Source organism: Methylosoma difficile, assembly GCF_054657615.1.
Genome location: NZ_BAAHYJ010000001.1, coordinates 329,379 through 355,406, shown reverse-complemented (window position 1 = coordinate 355,406; position 26,028 = coordinate 329,379). Strand labels below are relative to the sequence as shown.

22 protein-coding genes are annotated in these 26,028 nt (G+C 50.9%); 10 read left to right on the top strand and 12 right to left on the bottom strand.

From position 1 onward, the window contains the following. Positions 1-181 precede the first annotated feature (181 nt). Genes nagZ through ACYQ1O_RS01780 form a run of 3 tightly spaced genes read left to right on the top strand, consistent with a single transcriptional unit; the run spans position 182 to position 2,485 of the window. Entirely contained in the window at positions 182-1,201 is a 1,020-nt protein-coding gene (nagZ, locus tag ACYQ1O_RS01790; protein ID WP_459989861.1) for a beta-N-acetylhexosaminidase, read from the top strand. Continuing rightward, a complete protein-coding gene (locus tag ACYQ1O_RS01785) occupies positions 1,194-1,748 on the top strand; it encodes a hypoxanthine-guanine phosphoribosyltransferase (RefSeq protein WP_459989860.1) in 555 nt (184 codons plus the stop codon). The genes nagZ and ACYQ1O_RS01785 overlap by 8 nt, the downstream gene beginning before the upstream one ends. Further along, complete coding sequence (locus tag ACYQ1O_RS01780) at positions 1,745-2,485, top strand: S-methyl-5'-thioinosine phosphorylase (protein ID WP_459989859.1); 741 nt, start codon at positions 1,745-1,747, stop codon at positions 2,483-2,485. Before ACYQ1O_RS01785 ends, ACYQ1O_RS01780 begins: the two co-directional genes overlap by 4 nt. A 94-nt stretch (positions 2,486-2,579) precedes the next feature. Here the strand turns inward: ACYQ1O_RS01780 and ACYQ1O_RS01775 are convergent, their stop codons facing one another. The 3 genes from ACYQ1O_RS01775 to ACYQ1O_RS01765 all read right to left on the bottom strand — a co-directional run bounded on the left by ACYQ1O_RS01775 (position 2,580) and on the right by ACYQ1O_RS01765 (position 4,591). Then, positions 2,580-3,365, bottom strand: a complete 786-nt coding sequence (locus tag ACYQ1O_RS01775) for a DUF4184 family protein (RefSeq protein WP_459989858.1) — start codon at positions 3,363-3,365, stop codon at positions 2,580-2,582. A gap of 96 nt (positions 3,366-3,461) precedes the next feature. Continuing rightward, positions 3,462-3,995, bottom strand: a complete 534-nt coding sequence (locus tag ACYQ1O_RS01770; RefSeq protein WP_459989857.1) for a hypothetical protein — start codon at positions 3,993-3,995, stop codon at positions 3,462-3,464. Further along, entirely contained in the window at positions 3,992-4,591 is a 600-nt protein-coding gene (locus tag ACYQ1O_RS01765) for a hypothetical protein (protein ID WP_459989856.1), read from the bottom strand. Before ACYQ1O_RS01765 ends, ACYQ1O_RS01770 begins: the two co-directional genes overlap by 4 nt. Positions 4,592-4,696: 105 nt before the next feature. Between ACYQ1O_RS01765 and rapA the strand changes: the two genes are divergently transcribed. Next, positions 4,697-7,537: an RNA polymerase-associated protein RapA gene (rapA, locus tag ACYQ1O_RS01760; protein ID WP_459989855.1), complete on the top strand. Its 2,841-nt coding sequence runs from the start codon at positions 4,697-4,699 to the stop codon at positions 7,535-7,537. 98 nt (positions 7,538-7,635) lie between these two features. Continuing rightward, entirely contained in the window at positions 7,636-8,466 is an 831-nt protein-coding gene (locus ACYQ1O_RS01755) for a CvfB family protein (RefSeq protein WP_459989854.1), read from the top strand. Positions 8,467-8,554: 88 nt separating this feature from the next. Here the strand turns inward: ACYQ1O_RS01755 and ACYQ1O_RS01750 are convergent, their stop codons facing one another. The 7 genes from ACYQ1O_RS01750 to ACYQ1O_RS01720 all read right to left on the bottom strand — a co-directional run bounded on the left by ACYQ1O_RS01750 (position 8,555) and on the right by ACYQ1O_RS01720 (position 15,234). Beyond that, positions 8,555-10,390 carry an alkaline phosphatase family protein gene (locus ACYQ1O_RS01750; RefSeq protein WP_459989853.1) on the bottom strand — a complete coding sequence of 612 codons (1,836 nt, stop codon included), beginning with the start codon at positions 10,388-10,390 and terminating at the stop codon, positions 8,555-8,557. A gap of 188 nt (positions 10,391-10,578) precedes the next feature. Continuing rightward, the gene (gene rluB, locus ACYQ1O_RS01745) at positions 10,579-11,538 is read right to left on the bottom strand and encodes a 23S rRNA pseudouridine(2605) synthase RluB (RefSeq protein ID WP_459989852.1); all 960 of its coding nucleotides are present in this window, start codon (positions 11,536-11,538) and stop codon (positions 10,579-10,581) included. Beyond that, positions 11,486-12,562: an SMC-Scp complex subunit ScpB gene (gene scpB / locus ACYQ1O_RS01740; protein ID WP_459989850.1), complete on the bottom strand. Its 1,077-nt coding sequence runs from the start codon at positions 12,560-12,562 to the stop codon at positions 11,486-11,488. The genes rluB and scpB overlap by 53 nt, the downstream gene beginning before the upstream one ends. Continuing rightward, positions 12,507-13,328, bottom strand: a complete 822-nt coding sequence (locus tag ACYQ1O_RS01735; protein ID WP_459989849.1) for a segregation and condensation protein A — start codon at positions 13,326-13,328, stop codon at positions 12,507-12,509. The genes scpB and ACYQ1O_RS01735 overlap by 56 nt, the downstream gene beginning before the upstream one ends. 18 nt (positions 13,329-13,346) lie before the next feature. Then, a complete protein-coding gene (locus ACYQ1O_RS01730) occupies positions 13,347-14,000 on the bottom strand; it encodes a site-2 protease family protein (protein WP_459989848.1) in 654 nt (217 codons plus the stop codon). Positions 14,001-14,013: 13 nt separating this feature from the next. Beyond that, entirely contained in the window at positions 14,014-14,637 is a 624-nt protein-coding gene (locus ACYQ1O_RS01725; RefSeq protein WP_459989846.1) for an L-threonylcarbamoyladenylate synthase, read from the bottom strand. 51 nt (positions 14,638-14,688) lie between these two features. Then, positions 14,689-15,234, bottom strand: coding sequence for a hypothetical protein (locus ACYQ1O_RS01720; RefSeq protein ID WP_459989844.1), 546 nt, complete (start codon positions 15,232-15,234; stop codon positions 14,689-14,691). Between the two features lie 382 nt (positions 15,235-15,616). On the opposite strand from ACYQ1O_RS01720, the gene ACYQ1O_RS01715 reads away from it, so the two are divergent. Genes ACYQ1O_RS01715 through ACYQ1O_RS01705 form a run of 3 tightly spaced genes read left to right on the top strand, consistent with a single transcriptional unit; the run spans position 15,617 to position 20,480 of the window. Next, entirely contained in the window at positions 15,617-16,750 is a 1,134-nt protein-coding gene (locus ACYQ1O_RS01715) for an efflux RND transporter periplasmic adaptor subunit (protein ID WP_459989842.1), read from the top strand. 4 nt (positions 16,751-16,754) lie between these two features. Continuing rightward, a complete protein-coding gene (locus ACYQ1O_RS01710) occupies positions 16,755-19,868 on the top strand; it encodes an efflux RND transporter permease subunit (RefSeq protein ID WP_459989841.1) in 3,114 nt (1,037 codons plus the stop codon). 39 nt (positions 19,869-19,907) lie between these two features. After that, on the top strand, positions 19,908-20,480 hold the full coding sequence (locus ACYQ1O_RS01705) for an esterase/lipase family protein (RefSeq protein WP_459989839.1): 573 nt from the start codon (positions 19,908-19,910) through the stop codon (positions 20,478-20,480). A gap of 4 nt (positions 20,481-20,484) precedes the next feature. On the opposite strand, the gene ACYQ1O_RS01700 is transcribed toward ACYQ1O_RS01705, so the two are convergent. Next, complete coding sequence (locus ACYQ1O_RS01700; protein ID WP_459989837.1) at positions 20,485-21,519, bottom strand: Rieske 2Fe-2S domain-containing protein; 1,035 nt, start codon at positions 21,517-21,519, stop codon at positions 20,485-20,487. 121 nt (positions 21,520-21,640) lie between these two features. Here ACYQ1O_RS01700 and ACYQ1O_RS01695 point away from each other — a divergent pair, with 121 nt between their 5' ends. Next, positions 21,641-22,057, top strand: coding sequence for a thiol-disulfide oxidoreductase DCC family protein (locus ACYQ1O_RS01695; protein ID WP_459989834.1), 417 nt, complete (start codon positions 21,641-21,643; stop codon positions 22,055-22,057). On the opposite strand, the gene ACYQ1O_RS01690 is transcribed toward ACYQ1O_RS01695, so the two are convergent. After that, positions 22,050-24,731 (bottom strand): hypothetical protein, encoded by a 2,682-nt coding sequence (locus ACYQ1O_RS01690; RefSeq protein WP_459989832.1) that lies wholly within the window; start codon positions 24,729-24,731, stop codon positions 22,050-22,052. The genes ACYQ1O_RS01695 and ACYQ1O_RS01690 overlap by 8 nt on opposite strands. A 190-nt stretch (positions 24,732-24,921) precedes the next feature. On the opposite strand from ACYQ1O_RS01690, the gene ACYQ1O_RS01685 reads away from it, so the two are divergent. Beyond that, a complete protein-coding gene (locus ACYQ1O_RS01685) occupies positions 24,922-26,004 on the top strand; it encodes a hypothetical protein (protein ID WP_459989831.1) in 1,083 nt (360 codons plus the stop codon). Positions 26,005-26,028: the final 24 nt, after the last annotated feature.

Below are 26,028 nucleotides of genomic sequence, written 5' to 3'. Positions count from 1 at the left end.
AGCCGTTTAGCCCAAGCCAACAAGGTTAAAGTGGGGTGGTTGCTTAACGGCTAAGCGCCAATGTCCCGCCAACCAGCCATAATAAAGTGCAAAAGTTTTTCTTAAGCAGCAATTACCAGTAAACTTAACGGACTTTTTATTTCGCCAATCCACCGCTTTTGCGGAAACGTCCAACACCATCATGAGCAACCCCAAACCTATCGGCCCCATCATGCTTGATGTGGCGGGCTTAAGCCTAACCGACCACGAAAAAGCGGTCATCAATCACCCCAGCACCGGCGCGGTCATTTTATTTGCCCGCAATTATCAAGACCCAGAGCAAGTCAGCGCCTTGATTGCCGACATTCGTGCAGCCCGTGATGGCGATATTTTGATTGCGGTCGATCAGGAAGGCGGTCGCGTGCAGCGCTTCCAAAACGGTTTTACCCGCCTGCCACCTGCTGCCGCTTATGCCGATGCGCCGGAATGGGCAGAACCGGCGGGCTGGCTGATGGCGGCGGAATTGCTGGCTGTTGGTGTCGATTTCAGCTTTGCGCCGGTATTGGATATTGATTGTGGTGTCAGCGAAATTATCGGCAACCGTTCGTTTGCGACTGATGCGCAATTGGCAACGCAATTATCCAGTGCCTTCCGCAACGGCATGAAAAAAGCGGGCATGGCGGCGACTGGCAAGCATTTTCCAGGACACGGCGCAGTCGCTTTGGATTCGCATCTGACGCTGCCGGTCGATGAGCGTGATCTGGACAGCATCCGCGCCAAAGATTTGCTGCCTTTCCGGCAGCTTATCAGCGAAGGCTTGGAAGGCATTATGCCCGCCCATGTTTTGTATCCGGCAATTGATGCGCACCCCGCCGGCTTTTCATCGTTCTGGATACAGCAAATTTTACGGCAGGAACTGTGCTTTAACGGCGTAGTGTTCAGTGACGACTTAAGCATGGAAGGCGCGGCATCGGTCGGTGACTTCCCTGCACGCGCACGGCTTGCCCAACAAGCAGGCTGCGATATGATCTTGGTGTGCAACAACCCTGCCGCCGCCGAACAGGTGTTGGATGCTTTGCCCGTCATCGACGACCCGATCCGCGAACAGCGCCTGCAAAGCATGATAGGCCATGCCCAAGCCAACCGCGCTGAACTGATGGCGAGCGGGCAATGGCAGCAGGTTTCCCAACAAATCCAACAATGGGTTGCCCGCTATGCTTGAGGAAGTCAAACGTATTCAAGCCCATGCTGACTTGCTCTACAGCGAACAGCAATTGGAAGCCGCTTTGGACAACATGGCGGTTGCCATCAATCGACAACTGGCGGACAGCAACCCGCTGGTGTTGTGTGTCATTAACGGCGGTATTGTCACCGCCGGCAAATTGCTGCCCCGTCTGACCATGCCGCTGACTGTCGATGCCATCAACGCCAGCCGCTACCAAAACCAAACGTCTGGCGGCGACATTGCTTGGTTGCTGAAACCGCAAACGCCGTTGGCAGGCCGCACCGTGTTGCTGGTTGATGATATTCTCGATGCTGGCATCACGTTGGTTGCCATCCGGCAATATTGTCTTGAGCAAGGCGCAGCTGCGGTTTACAGCGCGGTGCTGTTGGACAAAAATCTCAACCAAAGCAAACCCATCGCCGCCGATTTTGTCGGCCTTGAGGTAGAAAACCGCTACCTGTTCGGCTACGGCATGGATTACAAAGGTTATTTACGCAATGCAGCAGGCATTTTCGCTTGCCAAGAAGAGGACTTAAAACAATGACGAATTTGGCAATCATCGGCGGTACGGGCTTAACCCAACTGGGGGGCTTAAAAATCAGCAAGCGCGACAATTTGGTAACGCCTTACGGAACGCCATCTGCTGAATTCATCACGGGCGAACTGTACGGAAAAGAAGTGGTGTTTTTGGCGCGGCACGGTAACCCGCATCGGATTGCGCCGCATAAAATCAATTACTGCGCCAATATTTGGGGTTTGAAGCAGCTGGGCATCGAAAGCATTATTGCTGTCGCAGCGGTGGGTGGCATCACCAATGCGATGGCACCGGCGCACATCGCCATTCCCGATCAGGTCATTGATTACACTTACGGGCGCAAACAGACTTTTTTTGAGGACGATGATTTTCCAGTCACCCATATCGACTTCACTTTTCCATATCACCCCAAGCTAAGGGCAGCCCTGATTGCCGCTGCCGGGCGGGCGGGTGTTTCCATCAGCAATACTGCCACTTACGGTTGCACCCAAGGGCCGCGATTGGAAAGCATCGCCGAGATTAATCGTATGGAACAGGACGGTTGCGACTTGGTTGGCATGACCGGCATGCCCGAAGCCGCTTTAGCTAAGGAGTTGGGCATCGACTACGCGGCGATTTCCGTGGTTGCCAATTGGGCGGCGGGTAAAAGCGAAGGTGAAATTACCATGGCGGAAATTGAACACAACTTGCATTTGGGAATGGCGAAAGCCGGAAACCTTTTGCAAAGCTTTATGGCTTTGGATTAATCATTTTTAGCTAATCCCATCAAACCGCCTTATCGTCCATGCTGCGATAAGGCGTAAAAACTTCAAACTCACGGACGCAAGTCCGTTCAGCAACCTAGGGTTCTACCTGCGTACCCCTACCCAAAAAATACCGCCCGTACCAAAGCAAGCAATACGCGCCAAAGCCGATGCCTAAGCCATTGATGCTTGAGGTGATGATGTTAAATAGCAGCCATTCGTAGCTGTAAGGTTTCGCTGCTAAGCCGCTTGGAATGGCGGCGATCAAGCCTGTTAGGCACAATCCCAAAATAATGCCATATCGCAGCCGTCTACCCAATTGCTGCGGATGTTGGCTGGGTATTGGCGTTATCAGCAGCCATTGTCTGATCCACCGGGCGATCACCAGCAAACCGAAAATTGAACTCAGGTATTGCAGCAGTTTGTACATCAGCAGCGGGTGGCCTGCCACCGTGAAGACGGGCTGTTGGAAAAACGCGAAGCGTAACGTCACCGGTGTGTCGTAATGGGTGAAAGCATCCCAGCCGATATGGGTTAATGCACCTAAAACAATTGAAAACACCACTGTGATGAATGAAGTTTTAGGCCAGAGTGGCGCGTCAAAAACCTGAGGCGCAAGCCTTGCCGAGAGGAAGTCGGGCAATAGTGCTGTTGCCGGACGTTTGCAAATACCGTGGAAAAGCAGATAGCAAGCCAAACCCAGTGGCAGGCAAAGCAAAATAATGCCGGGTAAGGTATGCGAGAAAGCGCCCGTGAACAGGTGCAGGAAGTAAGGCAAGTCAGGCGATAGGCTGCCGATGATTAATGCCGATAAGGAAACATGCTTGCCCAGAAGATTGGGGATGGGCAAGACGGCGGCGGCATGGGAGACGGTAAATGGCATGGGCGCTCCTAAAGTGGGTTAAAACGGGCGGATTGGGGATTGATGGCCTTTGCTGTTTGGGGCGCAAAAATAGGCTGTCATGCCAACAGACAACAGTTACGGCGATTTTAACAAGCCTAAGGTTTTTGCCGGCAGGTTATCGGTCGCGTCGCCTTGCAATTGCAGGCGGGCATCGTCATGCACGGCGGTCATAAAGGTGATGAGCTGCATTTCCAACTGCATTTTTTCAGCAAAATCTTGGGTTTCCCACATGCGGTTTAGCAGTTGCTTGGCGTGATGATGGATGGTGAACGCCACCGCTTCCGGCAAATGCGTGTAACTGGTTTGGATGGAGCGCTTTAGCTGGTCCAGCGCGTTCAGGTAGTGCTGGTAATCTTGAATGTCTTGCTGGCATTTGGTTTTGAACATCGCCAGCTCGGCGGCGTTTTGGGTTTTCAGCAAATCAATTTCGTGTTCCAGTTGTACGGTTTTCTTTTGCAGATCTGCAGACAAGGCTTGTTCAGCCAAAATTTGCGCGTGTTTTAAGGCGGCAATTTGGTCTTGGTTTTGGCTTTGCCACTGCAAATTTTCATCTTTGACGGTATGGAACAGTTTGACTGCCGCCAATAGCCACGTTTTTAAGAGCGTCATGGTTGATCCAAAGCCTCAATGTGTTGCTGCAAACGGAGCAACGCGTCGGCATCTTGTTGGTGTTGGTAATGGCGGAGTTGCTGCTGCCATTGCCGATAAGTGGGGCGTGCTAGATGTTTCCTTGCCATCCGCAATTGCTTGCCGATGGCTTTCGCCAAGGCCTTGATGTGCTTGCGGTTATTGGCATCCAGTAGGCGTTTGCGGCGTTGTTCGTGAACATAGGCCAGATAGTCGGTTTTAAAATGCAGTAACCGTTTTAAACGTTGCTGGCGGGCGGCGATAAACAAGGCTTTTCGCTGCAAACGTTGTGGGCGCGAGCAATAGTCGGCGACTGCCGCCACGCTTTGTTTCCCCAGTACGGCAAGCCCATAAGCCAGCAATAATGCGAAGCCGATCAATAATAAGGCCAAGCCCGCGTCGGTGGTCAGCTCCGGCAGCATGGGCATGGACAGTTCCAGCATAATATCCGCCGACACCAGCACAACAACAGCAATAGCCAGCAAATAGAGGGCAATTCGGATAATCAAGGGGGCAGGGGCGCTTTGGCGGTTATAGGTTTCTGAGTATAACAATACCGTCGGGTTTCGTGTAGCCAAGTTGCCCGAAAATAGCGGCCTGTGACGAATTTATTGCCAAAACAAAAGCCCCCAACCGCTATAATAAAGGCTTTGTTGTTATGTGAATTTTGTGGCGATTTAAAAATGGAAAATTTTATCCCCGGCCAACGCTGGATTAGCAATACCGAATCAGAACTGGGTTTAGGCTTAATCCTAGACGCCAGCTTTAACCGCATCACCGTGCTGTATTTGGCCAGTGATGAACGCCGTATTTATGCCCGCGATAATGCGCCGTTGACGCGCGTGGTTTTTTCGGTGGGCGATACCGTGGAATCGGTTGATGAAGAAAAAATCACCGTCACTGAAGTGCTGGAAAACAAAGGCTTGTTGACTTATGTCGGTATTGATGCCGACGGCGAAACCGTACGCTTGGAAGAGGTGGAGCTTAACCACCACATCCAATTCAACAAACCGCAAGACCGTTTGTTTTTAGGCCAGGTCGACCCCGCCGCGTGGTTTATGTTGCGTTACCAAACGTGGTTGAACCGGCAGCAACACCAGCAATCGCCGGTCAAAGGTTTGCTGGGCGGACGCACCTCGCTCATTCCGCATCAATTGTTCATCGCCCACGAAGCCGCCAGCCGCCTCGCGCCGAGGATTATGCTGGCGGACGAAGTGGGTTTGGGCAAAACCATCGAAGCGGGTTTGATTTTACACCACCGTCTGATTAACGGCCTGACCAAACGCGTCTTGGTCATTGTGCCGGAAAGCTTACTGCACCAATGGTTGGTGGAAATGCTCCGGCGCTTCAACCTGCGCTTTAGCGTCTTTGATGAAGCGCGCTGCTTAAGCGAATTGGGCGATGACGGCTTTGAAGAAGACTTGCCCGATTTGCCTGCTGCCGAAAAAGCCAACAAAGCCGACAATCCGTTTTTAGCCGAACAGCTGGTTCTTTGCAGCCAGCAATTTTTTGCCGCCTACCCGCAGCGGCAAAAGCAAGCGTTGCAAGCCGGTTGGGATATGGTGATTGTTGACGAAGCCCACCATTTGGCGTGGAGCGAACAAGCCGTCAGCCCTGAATACCGTTTTGTCGAAAATTTGGCCCTGCAGACCTCCAGCCTGATTTTATTGACCGCTACGCCGGAACAATTGGGTAAAGAAAGCCATTTCGCGCGTTTGCGTTTGTTGGATCCGGATCGTTTCTACAGCTTTGCCGCATTCCTGCAAGAAGAACAGCAGTTTGAACCGGTTGCCAATGCCGCCAAACTGTTGTTGGCGGACGAGCCGCTTAACGATGCCGATAAAGATTTGCTGAAGCAATTGCTTAAAGATGACAATGTCAGCGGCCTTATCAACCAGTTGGACGATGCCGATAAGGCTGGCGATGCCCGCGAGCGGCTCATTGGCATTTTGCTTGACCATCATGGCACAGGGCGGATTTTGTTTAGGAATTCGCGGCAAACGGTGCAAGGTTTCCCTGAGCGCGAACGTTTTGGTTATGCCTTGTCCGCTGTTGAAGTCGATGGTCAACAGGGTTTGCTGAAAGACCCGCGCTATTTGTGGTTGGTTGAAAAGGTCAAGGAATGGGCAGGAAATAAAGCCTTGCTGATCTGTAAAGAAGCCCATACCGCCATCGAACTGGAGCAAACCTTAAAAAACCGCGCCGGTATAGCCTCGGCAGTTTTCCATGAAGGCATGACCATTATCGAACGCGACCGCGCCGCCGCTTATTTTGCCGACCAGGAAAGTTCGGCGCGATTATTGATCTGTTCGGAAATCGGCAGCGAAGGCCGCAACTTCCAATTCGTCAACCAATTGGTGCTATGGGATTTGCCCAGTAACCCCGATTTGCTGCAACAACGCATTGGGCGTTTGGATCGGATAGGCCAAAAGCACATTATCCAAATCCACATCCCTTATTGGCAAAACTCGCCGCAAGCGGTGCTGTACCGCTGGTATGACGAAGGTATGGATGCTTTCCGGCACAATTGTTCGGCGGCGCAACACGTGGCAGACCGTTTAAAGGACGAATTGGCGGCGTTGTTGGTCAAGCCCGAAGCGGATGCAGTGGATGCCTTTGTCGCGCAAACCCAAAGCTTGGTCGCTAGCATCGAGCAGGATTTGCATAACGGTCGCGACCAATTGTTGGAGCTTAATTCTTGCCGCAAAGAGTTGGCAGACGACTTTATCCGGCAAATCAATGCTTATGAAAACGCCGCCACCTTGTGGCCTTACATGGAAGATTTGTTCGAATGCTATGGCGTGGAAACCGAATTCCATTCGCTGGATTGCTACATCATCCGTCCGGGCGACCACATGCGCGTGGCTAATTTCCCTGAACTGCCGGAAGATGGCGTGACGGTTACGGTCAGCCGCAACAACGCCTTGGCACGTGAAGAGCTGAAGTTTTTAACGTGGGAACACCCCATGGTCAATGCGGCGATGGATTTGGTGCTGACCAGTGAAACTGGCAATGCCGTTATCAGCGTTATCAAGCATCCTCCTGCCATGAAAGCCGGACAATTCCTGATGGAATGCCTGTTTGTCGCCGAATGCAGCGCACCGGCAGAACTGCAAATAGGCCGCTTCCTGCCGCCTACGCCCATTCGCGTGTTGATTGACCAAAACAATAAGGATGTCACGGCAGCAATTCCCCATCGTGATTTGCTGGAAACCGGCGTAAACTTTGATAAACAAAAGATTATTGCTTTCCTCAACAAAATGCGCGCCCATCTTGCCAAATTGTTGGACACCGCAGAAAACAAGGCCAAAGAAGACATGCAAATGTTGGTCGATGACGCCACCCAAGCGATGCTGGCCTCGTTAAGTGCGGAAATCAAACGCTTGGTCCGCTTGCAAAAAGTCAACCCGACGATTCGCGAAGAAGAAATTGAACAGCTCAAAGACATGACCTTATTAGCGCATGAAAATATCCAAGCGGCGCAATTGCGTTTGGATGCCGTGCGTTTTGTGATTACCAGTTAGTCTGATGGATAACGCCGCGCTGGACATCATCTTCAGCGCGGCGTTGCCCTTATGCAGCGCTTCCAACCCCACTACCACTTACGTTCCTTCGTCCTACTATGATAAGCATCGGCAAAACCAACACCCTCAACGTCGTTAAAATACAAGGTGCGGATATTTATCTGGACGACGGCACCTCCGGCAAAGTCTTGCTGGTCGATAAACGCCCACCCGCTTGCGAGGTGGGTGATACCTTGGAGGTTTTTGTGTTTGTTGACGGGGAAGGCCATCTGGCAGCCACCACGCAGAAACCGAAGGCTGAAGTGGATGAAGTCGCTTGGCTGAAAGTGGTGTCGCTCAATTACTATGGCGCGTTTTTGGATTGGGGTTTGCCCAAAGATTTGTTGGTGCCGTTTAGCGAGCAGCATCATGAAATGGAAGTTGGCAGGTTTTATCTGGTGAAAATCTTCATGGATGAAAAAGGCCGCATCGCCGCCACCACCAAAATCGACAAGCACTTGCTGGATGAGTCGGTGTACTTTAAGGAAGGACAAAAAGTCACCTTGGTGATTGCCGATAAAACCGATTTGGGTGTGAAGGCTATTGTCAACCACAGCCATTGGGGCATGCTTTATCAAAACGAATTGTTCCAGCCGGTTAAAAAAGGCCAGAAATTCGAAGGCTATATCAAGCAGATCCGTGATGACCTTAAAATCGACGTCAGCCTGTACGAATCCGGTTACGGCAAAGTGGAATCCTTAACCGATACCATTTTGGCGCGCCTAAAAGCCAAAGGCGGCTCGATGCGCTTAAGCGACAAAAGCCCACCAGAGGCGATTTATGCCGAATTTGGTGTCAGTAAAAAAGTCTTTAAGCAAGCGATTGGTGCGCTGTACAAACAGCAGTTGATTAGTTTGGATAAGTTTGACGGCATTAAGCTGGTCGATTGACCCGCCAATTGAGGAAGGGGTTATAAGAAAGCGGCAGGGACATCGGATGTCCCTGCCGCTTTTTTTGTTGCTGCCGTTAACGTAATGCTTAGAAATTAAACAGGGTCGTCAAATCGCCGATTGCCGGTTTGTTGGCAGGGCGGTAAGGCGTGCTGCCGGCAATTGGGTTGGGTAGGTTGTCGCGGCTGCGTGCTGACAATGGGTTCAAGCCCCAGTTGTATTCTATAAATTTCAAGATGGACGCATGGTCATGATAGGTATGGTCAACATGGCCTTTTTTGGCATATGGCGAGACAAGCAACATGGGAATACGTGGGCCATCGCCAAAGAAATCTATGTTTTGGATATAGCCGCTGTCAAAATAACCGCCGCCTTCATCCGTGGTGATGATGATGGCGGTGTTTGCCCACAAGTTGGGTTTGGCTTGTACGGATGCCACCAGGTCGTTGATGAACAGTTCGTAAAGTGCGGGGGCAGAATAGCCTGGGTGACCGCTCGAAAGGTTTTTAGGCACGACGAAAGAAACCGCTGGCAAAGTTTCGGTCGCGATGGCGTTGTTGAACGAATCCAAGCCTTTCAGGTGGCTACGCAAAGCGGGCGTGTTGACAACCGTTGAAGAAGCGTTGTGCGGGTCGCCAATGGCGTTGTAAACCGCCGATTGGGTCAGCGTATAGGTTTGTGCATTGATGATGCCGGTACGGGTCGGTTCAGGAATGTAAGTTGGTACTTGGGCAGTGACAAGACTGTGGATGTAGGCATACAGCGGGTCATTCAAGACATCATTGGTATCCCGACCGGCGGTATACCAGCCCCAGCTGACACCTTTGTTTGACAAGGCTTCGCCAATGGTAGGAACGCTTTGTGGCGGATAGACAAATTTGTCTGCACCCAAGGCTTTGGCTGTGCCGTCAATGTTGTAAGGGGTGTCGTAGTTGTTGACCAGATAGTAAGCGTCTTTGGCACAGTTACTGTTACTTTTTAAAAAATTCAGTCTGCTCAGGACGGCTTTGACACCAGGCTGGCTGCTGTCAGAACAGTTCACATAAGAACCGCCTTGGTAGCCGTCTTGGGTGTAGAAGTTTTCGGTACCCGCCACAGGGTCTGGATTTTCAATTTGGTTGGCAGGTGGGGTCGCCAAGACGCCGCCATTGTTGTAAACCGCCACATCGCCCGTGGCAATCGCGAAGAAGTTGGCTCCCGTGCCGCCCATAATGGACTGATGGTAGTTGTCGCTTAACGCGTAGTTGTCTGCCAATTGTTTAAAGACGGGCGCATCACCTTGTGACATGTTAAAGAAGCCCATCAGTTCGCCGCCTTGTTGGGAATCGCCAGGGGACGGGCCATCGACACCGTTATCACCACCAGTACCTGTGTTTGTCGCAACCCATGTGTAGCGGCTTAGGTTAAAGTTGTTGCCGCCTGTTTGTTGCCACATTTGGAAAAAACGGTGTACCGGATCGCCAGTAGCCGAATTGGCAGAACCATAAGGTACATATTGGCTGATTTGGAATGGGCCGCTAGGCAAATTGCTAGGGAAGCGCGGGTCAGGAATGCCGCCTATAAAAGATAAGGTGGCAGGATCAAGAATGCCGGTCTGTAAAGGTTGTGGCAAAGCCGCATAAGGTGCGCCAACGATAGGTGTGACTGTGTAACGGCTGGTCGGGTTGCTGGCTTGGACTTGTTGCGCTTTTGTGTAGGCGGTGCCTGGTGTACCGTCTGCGTTAATAATTTTTTGCGACAGCAAGTTTTTTACAGTTTGGCCTTTGGGGGCTTTATAGGCACCAAACAGCGTGTCAAAGGAGACGTTTTCGCCAATGACAACAATCACATGTTCGATAGGGGTCGCTGGTGCAGCAGCCAGCGTATTGCTGGCGGCGATACCCAGCGCTAGCGCTGAGTATAAAAGTGGATGATTGCCTTTCATTGCGGTTTGCTCTTTTTAGGTTAATAAAATAGTGGCGTATTGATGATGAAAGATTTTTCAAAATCCCACAAAGAATGCCTGTATTTTATTAATATCTAATGACACGGTTATCTTAACGGCTGAAGCCGCAGCATCTTTCCCATGTCTGAGCGATTGGCAACAAGCTGTCCGTTAAGACAGCCTTTCACTTATGATTTGCGGATCCGCAACCGTTTCGGTTCGATTTGGCTAGCCATTAAGCCAAATGCCTGTTTTTTGTCCAGCTCGGCAAACTCAAACAACGTATCCAATTCTTTTTGGTTGAGTTCGTAAATGCCACCCGTGCGCAGGCGGTCCGGCAACACCACTGGCCCGTAGCGTACCCGCATCAGGCGGCTGACCACCACCTGTTGCGATTCCCAGAGCCGCCGTACCAAACGGTTGCGGCCTTCGCTGACAATCACGTTGTACCATTTGTTGGCACCTTCGCCGCCAGTGTAGAAAATGTGGTCAAACTGGGCTTTGCCGTCTTCCAGTTCCACGCCTTGTTTTAAGGTTTCCAGCATGGCTTCAGGCACTTCACCCAAAATCCGAACGGCGTATTCGCGTTCCATTTGCGTAGACGGGTGCATCAAACGGTTGGCGAGTTCGCCGTTGTTGGTGATAAGCAGCAATCCCGATGTGTTAATGTCCAAACGTCCGACGGCAATCCAACGTGCTGTCGCCAGTTCAGGTAGTTTTGAGAAAATCACCGGACGCCCTTGTGGATCGCGGCGTGTGACCACTTCGCCCACCGGTTTGTGGTAGAGCAAGACACGGGTGGGTTGTTCGGCGTATTTTTCCCAGTCGATACGGCGGTCGTTCAACTGCAAAAAATCGCCGGGTTTTAGGCGGTCGCCGAGCTTGACGGTGTTGCCGTTCAGTTTCAGCTTGCCTTCTTCTATCCAGCGTTCGATCTCGCGACGCGAACCCACGCCGCCACGTGCCAAGACTTTTTGGATGCGCTCGCTGGCGTCACCATCAGCTAAAGGTTTCTGTTTGGGAGCGGGCGCTGGTTTAGGTTGGCTGCTAGTGGGTTTGCCGGCATGGCGTTGCGGTTTTTTCGCAGCAATTTGCTCATTCAGATTTTTCGGCGAATAGCGGTTGTTGGGCTTCTTGTTGTTGTTCACGGTTTACCTTGGTTAATGTGTGCGTGCTGGCTGACGACGGATCAAGTTCTTGAATTTCTTGCAAGGTCGGCAGTTCATTTAATGCGCTTAGATTGAAATAGTCCAGAAATTGTTTTGTGGTCCCGTATAAAGCCGGTCGGCCTGGCACTTCCTTGTGGGCGATGATTTTGACCCATTCACGCTCCAACAAGGTCTGGATAATGCTGGAGCTGACGCTAACGCCTCGGATGTCTTCAATATCGCCGCGCGTGACTGGTTGGCGGTAAGCGATGATGGCGAGCGTTTCCAATAAGGCGCGGGAATAGCGGGGTGGTTTTTCTTCAAACAGGCGCATCACCCACTGTGAAAGCTCTTGGCGTACTTGAAAACGGTAGCCGCTGGCGACCAGTTTAAGCTCTATCGGGCGTTGCCGGTAATCTTCGCAAATGCTGGCGATGGCGGCGTGGATGTCGGTCAGGTCGGGTTGTTCCAATTCGGGGAACGCCTGTTGCACCTGTTTGGCGGTCATCGGTTGTTTGGCGGCGAATAAAAGGGCTTCAACGATACGTTTGGTGTCCATGTTGACGTCGACCTCGGCAAGGGCGGAAACAGCGATGACGGGTGCGACAAGAACCGGTGTGCTGGCTTGTCGGCGTTGCCGTACCCGTAGTTTAGCGTAAAGATGCGGTTTAAGGGTCTGGCTGCGCGGCACTGCATCGGCTGCAAGGCTGATGTTGTCAACAGGCTGGGCTTTTGCAGATGCGGCAATACTGGCTGGCTGGCGTTTTCGCAGCTTAAGGTACAAATGCGGCTTAAGCGGTTGGCTGCGCCGGTAAGGTTCGGCAGCTACCGGTGCTGAGGCGCGCGAAGGCTTGCGGTTGCGTAGCTTGGCGTACAGGTGTGGCTTAAGTGGTTGCTGGCGTTGGTAAGTTTCGACAGCAATCGCTTCAAGTGCAGGCTTCGGCGTGGCTCTGGGTTTGGCCTTCGGCTTAGATGAGGGCTTCGCTGCTGCTGGCGCGGGCGGTTCGGACTCGGATTTCGGCAAAGGGTTCGGGCTGGATGATTTCGATGAGCCGCTCTTTGCTGAGTTCGAGGATGGCCAAAAACGAGACGACGACGCCTCCCCGTCCTTCTTTTCGGATAAAACATTGCGAGAAAAGGAGGCTATCTTCTCCTTTAAGGTTTGCCAAAATGGCTGCCATTCGTTCACGGACTGATAAGGGTTCTTTAGTTATATGGTGGTGGCTGAGTTGTTCAACGCGTTTGAGGACATCCTTAAACGCCAATAACAGTTCTTTAAGATCAAGGTCGGGGTGTTGACGGGCGATTTTTAAATCGGGCGGCTCGGCCTCGGCGCTAAAAATGTCGCGTTCAAGACGCGGTAATTGGTCAATTTCTTCGGCGGCGTTTTTGATGAGTTCGTATTCTTGCAGCCGCCTGATTAAGGTCGCCCTTGGGTCTTCTTCCTCTTCTTCAGCTTCGCTTTGCCTTGGCAGCAGCATGCGTGATTTGATTTCCGCCAACAAGGCCGCCATCACCAAATATTCTGCCGCCAGTTCGATGTTCAGGTTGCCCATCAGCTGGATGTAGTCAATATATTGGCGGGTAATCTCGGCAATGGGAATGTTGACAATATCCAGATTCTGCCTTTTTATCAAATACAACAGCAAATCCAGCGGCCCTTCGAACAATTCCAAAAACACTTCCAGCGCATCGGGCGGGATGTACAGATCTTCGGGCAGTTGGTTTAACGGCGAGCCGTTGACAATGGCGAGGGTTAAGGACGTTGCGGCTTCGGTGGTTGTTTCCATTGGCGGTGGCAATGTGGCTTAAAGGCCTGCAATCGACATGAACAGGTTTTGTGCCACATACATTGGATAAGCGAGTACAACACTCAGGACGTTGAAATACAGCAAGGCCAATAAAATGTAGAAGCCATAAGGCTCAAGTTTGGCAAATTGCCAAGCCATCCGTGACGGCAATAAACCAGTCAGCACGCGGCTGCCGTCCAAAGGCGGGATGGGCAGCAGGTTAATCAAGAACAGCACCAAATTGATGGAAATGCCAGCAACACCTGAATAAATCAGTGGTAAGGAGATGGCCTCTACGCCGATGATAACGCCTAGGCGGGCAATCAATGCCCAAGTCAAAGCCATCATCAAATTCGACAAGGGGCCGGCTAATGCTACAAGTGCCATATCTTGCAAAGGTTTTTTGAAGTTTCTGGCATCAATCGGCACGGGTTTGGCCCAACCAAAAATAAAGCCGGTGCCGGTGACCAACAATAGACAAGGCAGTATCACCGTGCCTAGCCAGTCGATGTGTTTGATTGGGTTAAGGGTGACGCGGCCTAAAACATAAGCGGTGTTGTCGCCGCGTTTTTTGGCGATCCACGCATGGGCGGCTTCGTGTACGGTAATGGCAAATACGACTGGCAAAATCCAGACCACAATGCGTTGTATGACTGTCAGTTCGTCCATCATAAGGTTTTTCTCATCATTTTTGCAGCATAGTGGCGATGCCTTTGCCTTGGCGGATAATTTCGGTGCCGCTGTTGGTGATAGCGATCATGGTGGTGGGTTCGAACTCAATAATACCGGCATCAATCACTAAGTCCAATTCATGTTCCAGTTTTTCACGGATGTCGTAAGGGTCGCTCATCGGGTCGGTTTCGCCCGGCAATATTAACGTGCTGCTAAACATGGCTTCGCCCAGCTCTTGTACCAGCAATTGCGCGATGGGATGGTCTGGGATGCGGATGCCGATGGTTTTTTTCTTCGGGTGTTGCAAGCGTTTGGGGACTTCGCGGGTGGCGTCCAAAATAAAGGTGAACGGGCCGGGTGTCAGGTGTTTAATCAGTCGAAAGGCATCATTGCCAATTTTGGTGAAATTGGATACTTGCGTCAGGTCTTTGCAGATTAGCGTGAAATCGTGCTTGTCATCGAGCTGGCGGATGCGGCGGATTTTGTCCATGGCCTGTTTGTCGCCAATATGGCAAGCCAGCGCATAAGAGGAATCGGTCGGGTAGGCGATCACGCCGCCTTTGTGGAGAATTTCCACGGCCTGATGGATTAGGCGTAACTGCGGGTTTTCCGGATGGATTGCAAAAAACTGGGCCATGGCGTGTCTATACGGTAGAAAAGCCGTGAATTATAACGTATATCCGTGTGCTTAGGTGCGGCTGTTGGCGTTAATCCGCTTGCGCTGCAATAACTGGAAAATATCTGCTTCAATCGAACCAAACGCAACAATCCATAAGCTGGCATCATAAACATCCAGCCAAGCCGATTGCATGGCCCATGCCACCACCATGGCTATCAGGCCAATAAACACCAGCACCGTGGCAAGCCAGTAGCTATGCCGAAATTGCAGGACTTTGTCGGGCCAGCGCACTTCCATTTCCAACAAGGCAATTAACGCAAACCACAGTAAGTCATTGCAGACGTTAAGCCATTCGCTTTCCTGCAAATAGCGGAAAAATACCAAGACAATCAGGATAATCAAGGCATTGCGCACGGGGCGCAATTGGTTTTCCGATAACGGGGCGACACCATTGGTTTCCAATTCGTAAAGTACCAATAACAGCACCCAAACCAAAGCATCGACGGCATTGGTCAGGGATTCGAGCCAAGCGAATATGACAACGTTAAGGGCTAATAAGGTGACGATTGCAAGCTTGTAGAAAGGATAGTTTGGTAAAGTAAAAAATCGCGGCATAAAGCGTCCAAGGTCTGATGGCGGGTATGTTCCTAATTCAACAGGTCAATATTATCACTTCTGCTAAGCTTGCCTGGGTAGTGATAGGCTAATGGCAAAAGTGGTAATTTTTAACAGTTGGCGCGTATATTGCTGAGCGCGAGGAGATGTACCAAAGGTTTCTGGACGGCTTTTCGGGGTATGACTGACCTAAAAGCACTCGCCCGTCGGTCAATACCAATATTGGTTGAATTAAACCAAAGGTAACGGTTCCAAATTGTTTGTTCAAAAGTAAAATCTTGAGTTTGAAAGCTTTCTTAGGCAATAAGCACCAGCTGTCAGTGTGCTTTTGCACCGGTTTAATACATGTTGGTGGTTTTTTTGCACCAAAATAATAATTGTTATGCGCGATCCATTGGGAGATGACTACGCTATGAGATTGATGGGTTTATGGATTCTTCTCATTTTTTCCGCAACGGCAGCGTTTGCCGAAGCCCCGCTTTCAGTAAAGGCCACGCCTTTGCTATTGCAACAAATTAAGGTGATCGCCATTGGCGAGGGCGAGGTGCAAGATTCCTTGCGTTTGCCAGCCCGTGTCGAACTCGACCAGCAGCGGGTAGCGCGGATTGGCGCAACCGTTACCGGACGGATTACCGAAACCCAAGCGGTGTTAGGCCAAGATGTCCGAAAAGGCGAACGCTTGGCGATGCTGAACAGCACCGAGCTAGGGGTGGCGCAATCGGCGTATTTGAAAACCACTTCGCAAGTCAATTTGCACCGCATGGCGGCCAGCCGTGCCAAACGTCTGTTTGCTAGCGACGTGATCCCTGCCGCCGAAATGCAGGAGCGCGAAAGCGTATTGACCGAATCCGAGGTCGATTTACGCACCGCCACCGACCAATTGCGGGTATTGGGTATGGGTGATGCTGATTTGGCGCGTTTGTCGAAAGAAAAGACCATCCACTCCATGTTGCCAATTACCGCAACGATTGCCGGTACGATTGTTGAACGCACTGTCACTGTCGGGCAAGTTGTGCAGCCTGCCGATGCCTTGTTTACCGTTGCCGATTTGTCGCACGTTTGGGTGGTTGCAGAGTTGCCCGAACAACAAGCACATTGGGTGCATAAAGGTGATGAGGCTTCGGTGACGATTCCGTCCTTGCCCGATCAGGAGCAGAACGGGCGTTTGGTTTATGTGGCGGATATGGTTGATCCTAGCACCCGTACCGTCACCGTCCACATGGATATTCCCAATCCTAAACGTATTTTCAAGCCGCAAATGTTGGCAACCTTGGTGATCCGCAAACAAAGCGCGCAAGAGTTGGTGTTGCCGGAGTCGGCGGTGATCCGCGTTGACGACCGCGATCATGTCTTTGTGCAAACCAGTGCGGACGAATTTACCTTAAGGCCCGTCAAGCTGGGCATCCGCGATGGCGAAATACGCCGCGTGTTGGGTGGTTTGCAGCAGGGTGAAAAAGTGGTGGTGGAAGGCAGTTTCCATCTGAACAACGAACGTCAACGCAAAGAGCTGGGGTAAGCCAATGGTTGAAGGTTTAATCAATGGCGGGCTTAACAACCGTGTGCTGATTTTGGTGTTGGCAATCGGCTTGGCGTTGTTTGGGGGTAAAGCCTTGCAAACCTTGTCGGTCGATGCTTTTCCGGATGTCACTAACGTGCAGGTGCAAGTGGCTACCGAAGCGACCGGACGCTCACCGGAAGAGGTCGAACGCTTCATCACCGTGCCGCTGGAAATCGCTATGACTGGCCTGCCTGGCTTAACGGAAATGCGTTCCTTAAACAAAAATAGCTTGTCGCTGATTACCTTGGTGTTCACCGACGACACCGATGTTTACTTTGCCAGACAGTTGGTGATGGAACGCTTGATGGAAGTCAGCCACAACATGCCCGAAGGCGTGACGCCGATTTTAGGGCCGGTTTCAACGGGCTTAGGCGAAGTCTATCAATACACCTTGGATAAAGTGGACGACGGCAACCAGGAATTGAGCCAAGCCGAACTCATGCGGCGGCGGGAAGTGCAGGATTGGGTGGTGCGGCCTTTGTTGCGCGGCATCCAAGGCGTGGCGGAAATCAACTCGCAGGGTGGTTATGTTAAGCAATACCAAGTGCTGGTGCATCCTGACCGTTTGCATCACTACAATATTTCACTGAACGAAGTTTTTAACGCATTGGCAAGCAATAACGCCAACAGCGGTGGCGGCATCTTGCCGCATTATGCCGAGCAGTATCTGATCCGTGGCGTGGGCTTGATCCGCGATGTGGCGGATATTGGCAATATTGTTTTAAAAGAACAGAACAGCGTGCCTATCCATATCCATGATGTTGCGGAAGTGAAAATTGGCTATGAAGTGCGCGTTGGCGTGGTGATTAAAAACGGCTATACCGAATCGGTCGGCGGCGTGGTTATGATGCTACGCGGCGGCAATGCCAAAGAGGTAGTCAGCCGCATCAAGGAACGTGTGCAAGAGATCAACGACAAAAACATGCTGCCTGACGGCTTAAAAATTGTGCCGTATTATGACCGCAGTGAATTGGTCGATGCCGCCTTGCATACCGTGACCAAAGTGCTGATGGAAGGCATTGCCTTAGTGGTGGTCATCTTAATGCTGTTTCTGGGTGACGTGCGCTCAAGTGTTATCGTCGTGTGTACCTTGGTGGTGACACCGCTGGCGACTTTTATCGTCATGAACCAACTGGGCATTTCCGCCAATTTGATGTCGCTGGGCGGTCTGGCGATTGCCATTGGCCTGATTGTTGATGGCTCGGTGGTGGTCGTCGAAAATGCCTTTACTTTGTTGGCTGTCCGCAAAGGCCGCGCCACCAGCCGCCTGAAAGTGGTGATGGCGGCAGCAAAAGAAGTCGCCACGCCAGTGTTGTTTGGTGTCGGCATTATTATCGTGGTGTTTTTGCCGTTGATGACCTTACAAGGCATGGAAGGCAAAATGTTTTCACCATTGGCGTTTACCATCGCTATTGCGTTATTGATTTCGCTGATTTTGTCGCTGACCTTAACACCGGTGCTGTGTTCGTTTTTGCTGCAAGGCCATGATAATCACGACCACGATACCGCGATCATTGCCTTTATGAAAAAGCCGTACCTGAAATTGCTGGATATCGCTTTGCAGCGCGGCAAGCTGGTGGTGTTGGTGGCGGTCGGCTTATTTGCCGGTACACTGGCGATATTGCCATTTTTGGGCAGCTCCTTCATACCGGAAATGAAAGAAGGTTCGATTGTGCCTGGCATCAACCGCACGCCAAATATCTCCCTCGATGAGTCGATCAAAATGGAAAAAGCAGCCATGAAAATGATCATGGAAATTCCCGGCGTGTTATCGGCAGTGTCCGGTTTAGGACGCGGTGAAAGCCCTGCCGATGCGCAAGCGCAAAATGAATCCACGCCCATCATCAGCCTAAAGCCACGCGACCAATGGCCTAAGGGCTGGAATCAGGACGATATTGCCGATGCCATGCGCGAAAAACTCAGCAGCAGTTTGCCGGGCATTCAAGTGGTAATGGCACAACCCATTTCAGACCGCGTCGATGAGATGCTCACTGGTGTGCGCTCAGATTTGGCAGTAAAAGTCTTTGGTGATGACTTGGAAAAGCTTAAAGCGACTGCAAACGCAATCGCCAAAGTGGCTGGGAGTGTAAAAGGCTCGCAAGACATCCGCGTTGAACGCTTGACCGGACAGCAATATCTCTCCATCACCGTTGACCGCGAAGCGATTGCCCGCCACGGCATTAATGCCTCCGCCATCCACGACGTTATCGAGACGGCGATAGGCGGAAAAACGGCCACCGAAATCTACGAAGGCGAGCGGCGTTTTTCCGCAGCGGTGCGATTACCGGAAGGTTTTCGTGACAGTATTGAAGCGATTGACGCCATTTTGCTGACCTCCACCAATGGCGCACGCGTACCTTTGGGCGATTTGGCGGAGATCCGCTTAAGTGACGGGCCGTCGCAAATCAGCCGTGAAATGGGCAAACGCCGCATTGTCATTGGCGTTAACGTGCGCGACCGCGATTTGGGTGGCTTTGTCGCAGAGTTGCAACAAGCCGTCGCCAGCCAAGTGAAGTTGCCGGAAAGTTATTACTTGGAATGGGGCGGGCAATTCCAAAATATGGAACGCGCGTTGGGGCATTTAAAAATCATCATCCCTATCACCATCGGCGCGATTTTCTTTTTGCTGTTCATGCTTTTCAACTCGTTACGGTTCGCCGCGCTGATTATTTTGGTGTTGCCGTTTGCGTCCATTGGCGGCGTGGTGGCTTTGTTTATCACCGGCGAATATTTGTCCGTTCCGGCTTCCGTCGGTTTTATCGCCTTGTGGGGGATTGCTGTGTTGAACGGCGTGGTGTTGGTGTCGTATATCCGCAATTTGCGTGATGGCGGCTTAAGCCAAATTGATGCGATCCGCCAAGGCTGTGCGCAACGTTTCCGACCGGTGATGATGACGGCAACTATTGCCTTGCTGGGTTTGGTGCCGTTTTTGTTTGCTACAGGGCCGGGTTCGGAAGTGCAGCGGCCTTTGGCGATTGTGGTCATCGGTGGCTTGATTACCTCCACGTTGCTGACCTTGGTGATGTTGCCGACTTTGTACCGTTGGTTTGAAGAAAAACGCGGCGTAGCCAATTGATGTGAAAATGATGCCTTTTATTGGGCAGACGGGCGTTTTATGATTTTTGTTTTGGTACACGGTATCAATGATACATCCGCTAAGTTCAAAAGCTTGTGCTTGGCTTTGGAACAACAAGGCCACCGCTGCATTGCACCTTCGTTAACGCCCAATAACGAAGGTGCCGGTTTGGAGGTGCTGGCTGGAAAATTACAGGCATTTATCCATGCCGAACTGGATAACGGCGACACTCCGTTTGTTTTGGTGGGTTTTAGTATGGGCGGTTTAATTGCCCGCTATTACTTACAGGTTTTGGGCGGCTACCGGCGGGTCAGCCATTTTTTCAGTATTGCTGCGCCGCATCGGGGTACGGTGATGGCGTATCTGTCTGCACGTGCGGGTGCGGTGCAAATGCGTCCTAACAGTGTTTTTTTGCAAAATCTTCAGCAACATGACGCGTGTTTGCAAGCCTTACCCTGTTATTCGTATTGGACGCCTTTCGATTTGATGATATTGCCCGCCAGCAGCTCGGTTTGGCAGCTGGCGGAAAATATCAAAATCAATAGTTTATGCCATCCTTTGCTCGTCAGAAACCGGCAGTTGGCTGGGGACATGCTGGCAAAGGTGGTATAAGTGCTTATTGCGGCTCGCCGTTTGCGTCAATCTTGCAGGGTTCGCCGTAACCTTCGGGTGTTTCAATAAGGGTCGCCAGCAGTTTGCGGAAACGGCTGACAGGCCGGTCGGCGGCAATCAAAATATCGTGCTTTGCAAATAGGCTGTTGGCAGGGGTTTGCGTCATCGCTACGCGTTTGTCTTCGCCAAAAATATAGCGGTTGCTAAAGCCCATGAGACATTCAAACAGTCTTGCCAAGACGGGATGCTGTTTTTGGTGGTAACACCGGATGTAATAGCGGGTTTTCTGTTCGTTGATCGGCACAAAAGCGATAAAGTTTTTCAGGCGCGGCCCCAAGGTCAGCAACCAAATGCCTGGGAACAGCAATCTAAGACCAGCTTCTGTTCCGGCAGCGGCTTCTGCCAGCTCCGCCATTTTACGGGGTGCTTGGCCTTCATCGACAGCGGTGGTCATCCAGACTTTAATGCCGGTTTTGTCAGCTTCCACATACGGGCCTTCGACAAGGCTTTCATTGTCCGTGCCAATGGTTGCGCGATGTACATAGGGCAGGTGGGCAACATCCAACTGGCTTTCAATGGCGCGTGTGTAGTGTACAGGCCAGTCCATGGTTTTGGTGCCGTAGCGCCAAGCGGGTTCGTTTTCCGGCAATAAGTCGGCAAAGAAAGGCGGCTGCGGATAATCTTCCTGATCTTCCCCCCACCACAGCCAAATAAACCCGTGTTGCTCACAGACTTTAAAGCTGTTGACGGACATTTTTTTGGGTATCTTGCCATTTCTTCCTAGAGCCGGAATGTATTTGCATTGTCCGGAACGGTCGAATTCATAGCCATGATAAGGACAGACCAAATGGTCGTCACTGATTTTGCCCAGACTTAAGGCCGCGCCCAAATGCGGGCAACGGTCAAGCTGTGCATGTACTTCACCATCCGTGGTACGCCAAAATACAAAATTCTTCCCTAGCCGCTCAACGCCAAGAGGTTTGGTTTTGACTTCATGGCTTTCGAGCAGCGGATACCAGTAATTAAATGGAATTTTCATGATCGCTACCCATGTTGAGAATAATGGAAAAATTTAATTGATAAGTTGTTTATTAAGTTGTTTGTTAAGTTTAACCTTAAAGCCAGTCATTCAGGTTATAGATAAAAGGGAGAGGATATTAATGCAACAGTTAGACAGCATTGTTGAGTTTACACTTTTTTACGATGGACAGTGTCCTATTTGCCGCAAAGAAGTGGCTTTTTTATCCCGTTGCAACAAGCACGGGCGCTTGGTGCTTCAAGATATTCATTCGGCAGGTTTTAATGCCGAAGATTACGGCAAAAAAACGGCGGAATTGATGGCGGAAATACACGGGTTATTGCCCGATGGGCGAATAATTAAGGGTATGCCGGTTTTTCGTGCCGCCTACCGTGCGGTAGGTTTGGGTTGGTTAATGGCACCGACCGGATGGCCTGTCATCAACCTGATATTTGATGGCCTTTATGTGTTGTTTGCCAAATACCGGTTAAGTTTGGGGGTATTGTTTGGAAGAACAAATTGCCCTGACGGCGTTTGTTCATCAAACAAAATTAAATGACCCAAAAATGGGCATTGCTTAAATCCGGTCGCGTCGCCAATAAGGCTATTTGTATGGAACCGCCGTCGCCGTTGCCGTCCGCATCGTAAAATAATGCCCCCAATTGCCTATCGTAAAATAAATAATCGTTGCCATCTTTAGCGGAGGAACCGATGGTAAAAAAATGCTGATCCAGTATGCCGATGCCGGTAATCTGGCTGAAGACACTTTGGTGGATTCTAATGGTGTCATCGGTGACGGAAAAGTCAGTGATGGTTTGCATTGCGCTCCCCAATGCGCTATCAAAGATAAAGGCGTCTTTGCCTGCCCCGCCAGTTAAAGTGTTCAGGCCGGCGTTTCCATTCAGGCGGTCATCGCCTAGGCCACCCAATAAGACATCATTGCCATTTTCACCGTGCAGGTTGTCATCACCTTGACCGCCTAGCAAGTAATCATTACCTTGGCCGCCGCGCAATTGGTCATTGCCTTTCAGGCCTGATAGGTTGTCGTCACCCCTGAGGCTTCGCATGACATCATCCCGGTCACTGCCGGTAAGCGTGTCGTTGCCGTTCGATTCGGTTATGCCGCTTTGGTTGATGTTGATGATCAGAGTCTGCGTAGCCATCAAGCTGCCATCAGAAACATTAAGATCAAAGCTTAAGCTTTTATTCGAGGTTAATTGTTCCAGCTGGGTGTCAATGGGGGCGAAGCTATATTCGCCTGTCGATGTGTTAAGGGTCAGCGTGCCGTCGGTGGTGGTTTGGGTCATTAAGCCGCCCGCTTCGTTTTTGCCTCCTAAGACAGCGTAAGTGAGCGTATCGCCGTCGGCATCTGTGGTATTTAAAAAACCGGAGACGATGCCAAAACTGTCATCGAATGCGGTGTCCAAATAGTTGATGCTGGCGGGTGCAGGCAATGTAGGTGCTTGGTTGACATTGGTAATGCTGACGGTGGTTGTGCCGATGGCGGATAAGTCACCTCCGCTTCCTTGGGCGCCGGTATTGCCGTCATTAAAAATCCAGTTGATTTTAATGCTTTCGAGTAGATTGGACGCGCTGCTGGCATAAGCCAATGATGAGAGCAATTGATTGATTTTGGCTTGGGTTGCATTGGCGTTAAAGGTGATTTTTAGCATGCCGTTGCTGTTGCTGACCGAGCCTAGCGATACGCCATCCAACAGCGCTTTGTTGTCAACAAAGCTGAGCTTGCCGGTTGCCGAAAATAAGTCGTCGGCATTGGCGCCGCCTTCCCGCGATAAAGTCAACGATGCGCCTTTGTAGTTGCCTTGCGCGGCCAGTTCGGCATCGATAATTTGTACAGCATCGCTCAATACCACGGCTTCACCGCCTTCGTAATAGCGGGCGGTGCTGTTAAGGTTGTTGACGGCAGTGCCGAAGCTATTATCCAAGCTGCCATCGGTGTTGTAGCGGATAACGGCGAAATCGGTATCGTCGCTATTAAGATTGCTTACGGTTGTTCCGGCAAGGATGATTTTGCCGTCGGCTTGTACGGCAAGCGAATAGCCGTAATCAAAATCCAAAGAAATGGAAGTGGTTATTTTGCCGTCACCACCAAAACTGGTGTCCAAGCTGCCGTCGCTGTTGTAGCGGGCTAGGGCGAAGTCGGCATATTCGGTGAAGCCGAAATTGCTGTTGGCGCGGTAAATGAATCCGCCCACCAGGATTTTGCCATCGGCTTGGATAGCTATTGAATTGCCAATGCTATTCAGTGCCGCGCCAAAAGCCGTGGTGACCATACCGTCATCCGAAAAACTGGTGTCCAATGTGCCGTTTGGGTTATAGCGGACTATGCCAAAGCGGCTGTTTCCTGTGACTTCGTCGGTGGTTGACCCTGCCATTAGAATTTTGCCGTCTGCCTGTAAGGCGACCGAATTGCCAGAGCTGTAAGAATTGCTTAAGCGGGTGGTGACGATGCCGTCTTCGGAGAAGCTGGTGTCTAAAGTGCCGTCGGCATTGTAGCGGATCAATGAAAAGTACCAGACGCTGCTGCTGCCAGCCACTAATATTTTGCCGTCATTTTGTACGGTAACGCTGGCTGCGTTGTCGCTAAAAAAAATGTCGGTGGTTGTTTTGCCGTCGCCTGAAAAACGGGTGTCTAAAGAACCGTCGCTGTTGTAGCGCAACAAGGCGAAATCATTGGCTGAATCTTGCCCTGCCACGAGAATTTTGCCGTCGGTTTGCAAATGTATGGCGCCGCCGTAATCAAATACGCTGCCCAAATCCGTAGTGACTTTGCCATCGCCCGAAAAGCTAGTATCCAGGGAGCCATTACTGTTGTAACGGACCAAGAAAATGTCCTTGCTATAGCTGGCGCTAGGATTGCCGGTACCCACCACTAAAATTTTGCCGTCACTTTGTATGACGACTTCGGTGGCGCTGTCATCCCCTAAAAAACCTGAGTCGGTCGTAACTTTCCCGTCGCCTGAAAAACTACTGTCCAAGCTGCCGTTGGCGTTATAGCGCACCACGGCAAAATCATATTGTGTGCTAAAGAAATCTGCTTGGTTGCTATAGCCTGCCACCACAATTTTTCCATCGGTTTGCAGGGCGACCGCAGCGCCATGATCTTCTGTTTTCCCGATGGCTGTCGTGACTTTTTGCGTGCTGATAAAGCGTGGCGCTGAGTTGCTTGCCAAAAGAGCGGCAGTTGTTGGCGGCTGGGAATTGTTGCTCATGGCAATGCCTCAAAAAATGGGTGTCCGCTGATTGTATGGCTTTGTCTGTGTGTATTCAAGCTATTGTTTTTTTTAATACAAATTAAGGTTTTTTGGTTTTCTTTTTTCCTATTATAGACATGTAGGATCAGAAAAATAACCCAAATTGATGTGAAATAACTAACAGACAGCACCAAAAAACTAGGTTAATGTGCGGACTTTATTGGGCATCTTGGGGGCGATCATGCAAAGTGTGTCGGGTATTTTAGATGTGGCTATCGGCTTGGTTTTTATTTATCTCTTGCTAAGCCTGGTTTGTTCGGCAATGACGGAAGCAGTGGAAAACAGCTTCAACCACTTGCGTGGCAAAAAGCTGTGCGAAGGCTTATATGAATTGTTTGGCGGTAACGCCAATCAAGACCAAGCCTTGGAAATGGTGAAAGACTTTTACAACAATCCTTTGGTTTACGGGCTGTACAAAGGCGATATTCAACTGCAAACAGCGGCAGGCAAACAAAAACTACGGCTGCCCCAAAACTTGCCTTCGTACATTTCTCCCAGAACCTTTGCTTTGGCTTTTACCAGCCAATTAATGGCGGGCAATGCGTTGGATACGGCGGCTTTGGCAGAGCAAATAAAAGCTTCGCCCATTTTGCCAGAACCGTTAAAGCATTCACTCTTGATAATGGTGTCAAGCGCAGGCAATGACATCCATCAAGCTTTGGGCAATATCGAGCATTGGTATTCGGCGATGGGCGAGCGAGTCAGCGGTTGGTATAAGCAACACGCCCAACGGGTTGCTTTTGTTGTGGCGTTGGCGATTGCCGTAGCGGGGAATGTGGACTCCATCATGATTGCCAAAAGCCTGATGATGAGCAGCGAGTTGCGTTCGCAAATGGTTGTCGCTGCAGGGCAATACGCGCAAATTGACCCTACAGCTCCAGGCCGCGCAGCAGCTCTGTGCCAATCGGCAAACAGCTCACTTGAACAATGTTACCAATTGCAAATGCGGCAATTGACTGAGTTGAGCCGTATGGGTTTGCCGATTGGCTGGCAAAATCAGGATGACCCTAGGCTTTGGCCTAAAGATGGATGGGCATGGCTTGAAAAGGGACTGGGCATTCTGATGACCGTTATCGCCGTCTCCCTAGGCGCGCCATTTTGGTTTGACGTGTTGAACAAGTTCATGAATTTCCGTTCTTCTCTCAAACCCAAAGCAGAGCTGGATGTGGCTGCCCAAGGCAGCCAAGATTTGGCAAAACAACCGCATCAGCAAAATGCCGGTGTCGGTTAATTTTTACTTTCTTGAAATTATTAG

Excerpts from the sequence above, each read along its gene's own strand:
- nagZ (WP_459989861.1), top strand. The coding sequence starts at position 182 with ATGAGCAACCCCAAACCTATCGGCCCCATCATGCTTGATGTGGCGGGC.
- ACYQ1O_RS01785 (WP_459989860.1), top strand. The coding sequence starts at position 1,194 with ATGCTTGAGGAAGTCAAACGTATTCAAGCCCATGCTGACTTGCTCTAC.
- ACYQ1O_RS01780 (WP_459989859.1), top strand. The coding sequence starts at position 1,745 with ATGACGAATTTGGCAATCATCGGCGGTACGGGCTTAACCCAACTGGGG.
- ACYQ1O_RS01775 (WP_459989858.1), bottom strand. The coding sequence starts at position 3,365 with ATGCCATTTACCGTCTCCCATGCCGCCGCCGTCTTGCCCATCCCCAAT.
- ACYQ1O_RS01770 (WP_459989857.1), bottom strand. The coding sequence starts at position 3,995 with ATGACGCTCTTAAAAACGTGGCTATTGGCGGCAGTCAAACTGTTCCAT.
- rapA (WP_459989855.1), top strand. The coding sequence starts at position 4,697 with ATGGAAAATTTTATCCCCGGCCAACGCTGGATTAGCAATACCGAATCA.
- ACYQ1O_RS01755 (WP_459989854.1), top strand. The coding sequence starts at position 7,636 with ATGATAAGCATCGGCAAAACCAACACCCTCAACGTCGTTAAAATACAA.
- ACYQ1O_RS01750 (WP_459989853.1), bottom strand. The coding sequence starts at position 10,390 with ATGAAAGGCAATCATCCACTTTTATACTCAGCGCTAGCGCTGGGTATC.
- ACYQ1O_RS01735 (WP_459989849.1), bottom strand. The coding sequence starts at position 13,328 with ATGGAAACAACCACCGAAGCCGCAACGTCCTTAACCCTCGCCATTGTC.
- ACYQ1O_RS01730 (WP_459989848.1), bottom strand. The coding sequence starts at position 14,000 with ATGATGGACGAACTGACAGTCATACAACGCATTGTGGTCTGGATTTTG.
- ACYQ1O_RS01725 (WP_459989846.1), bottom strand. The coding sequence starts at position 14,637 with ATGGCCCAGTTTTTTGCAATCCATCCGGAAAACCCGCAGTTACGCCTA.
- ACYQ1O_RS01720 (WP_459989844.1), bottom strand. The coding sequence starts at position 15,234 with ATGCCGCGATTTTTTACTTTACCAAACTATCCTTTCTACAAGCTTGCA.
- ACYQ1O_RS01715 (WP_459989842.1), top strand. The coding sequence starts at position 15,617 with ATGCGCGATCCATTGGGAGATGACTACGCTATGAGATTGATGGGTTTA.
- ACYQ1O_RS01710 (WP_459989841.1), top strand. The coding sequence starts at position 16,755 with ATGGTTGAAGGTTTAATCAATGGCGGGCTTAACAACCGTGTGCTGATT.
- ACYQ1O_RS01705 (WP_459989839.1), top strand. The coding sequence starts at position 19,908 with ATGATTTTTGTTTTGGTACACGGTATCAATGATACATCCGCTAAGTTC.
- ACYQ1O_RS01700 (WP_459989837.1), bottom strand. The coding sequence starts at position 21,519 with ATGAAAATTCCATTTAATTACTGGTATCCGCTGCTCGAAAGCCATGAA.
- ACYQ1O_RS01695 (WP_459989834.1), top strand. The coding sequence starts at position 21,641 with ATGCAACAGTTAGACAGCATTGTTGAGTTTACACTTTTTTACGATGGA.
- ACYQ1O_RS01690 (WP_459989832.1), bottom strand. The coding sequence starts at position 24,731 with ATGAGCAACAATTCCCAGCCGCCAACAACTGCCGCTCTTTTGGCAAGC.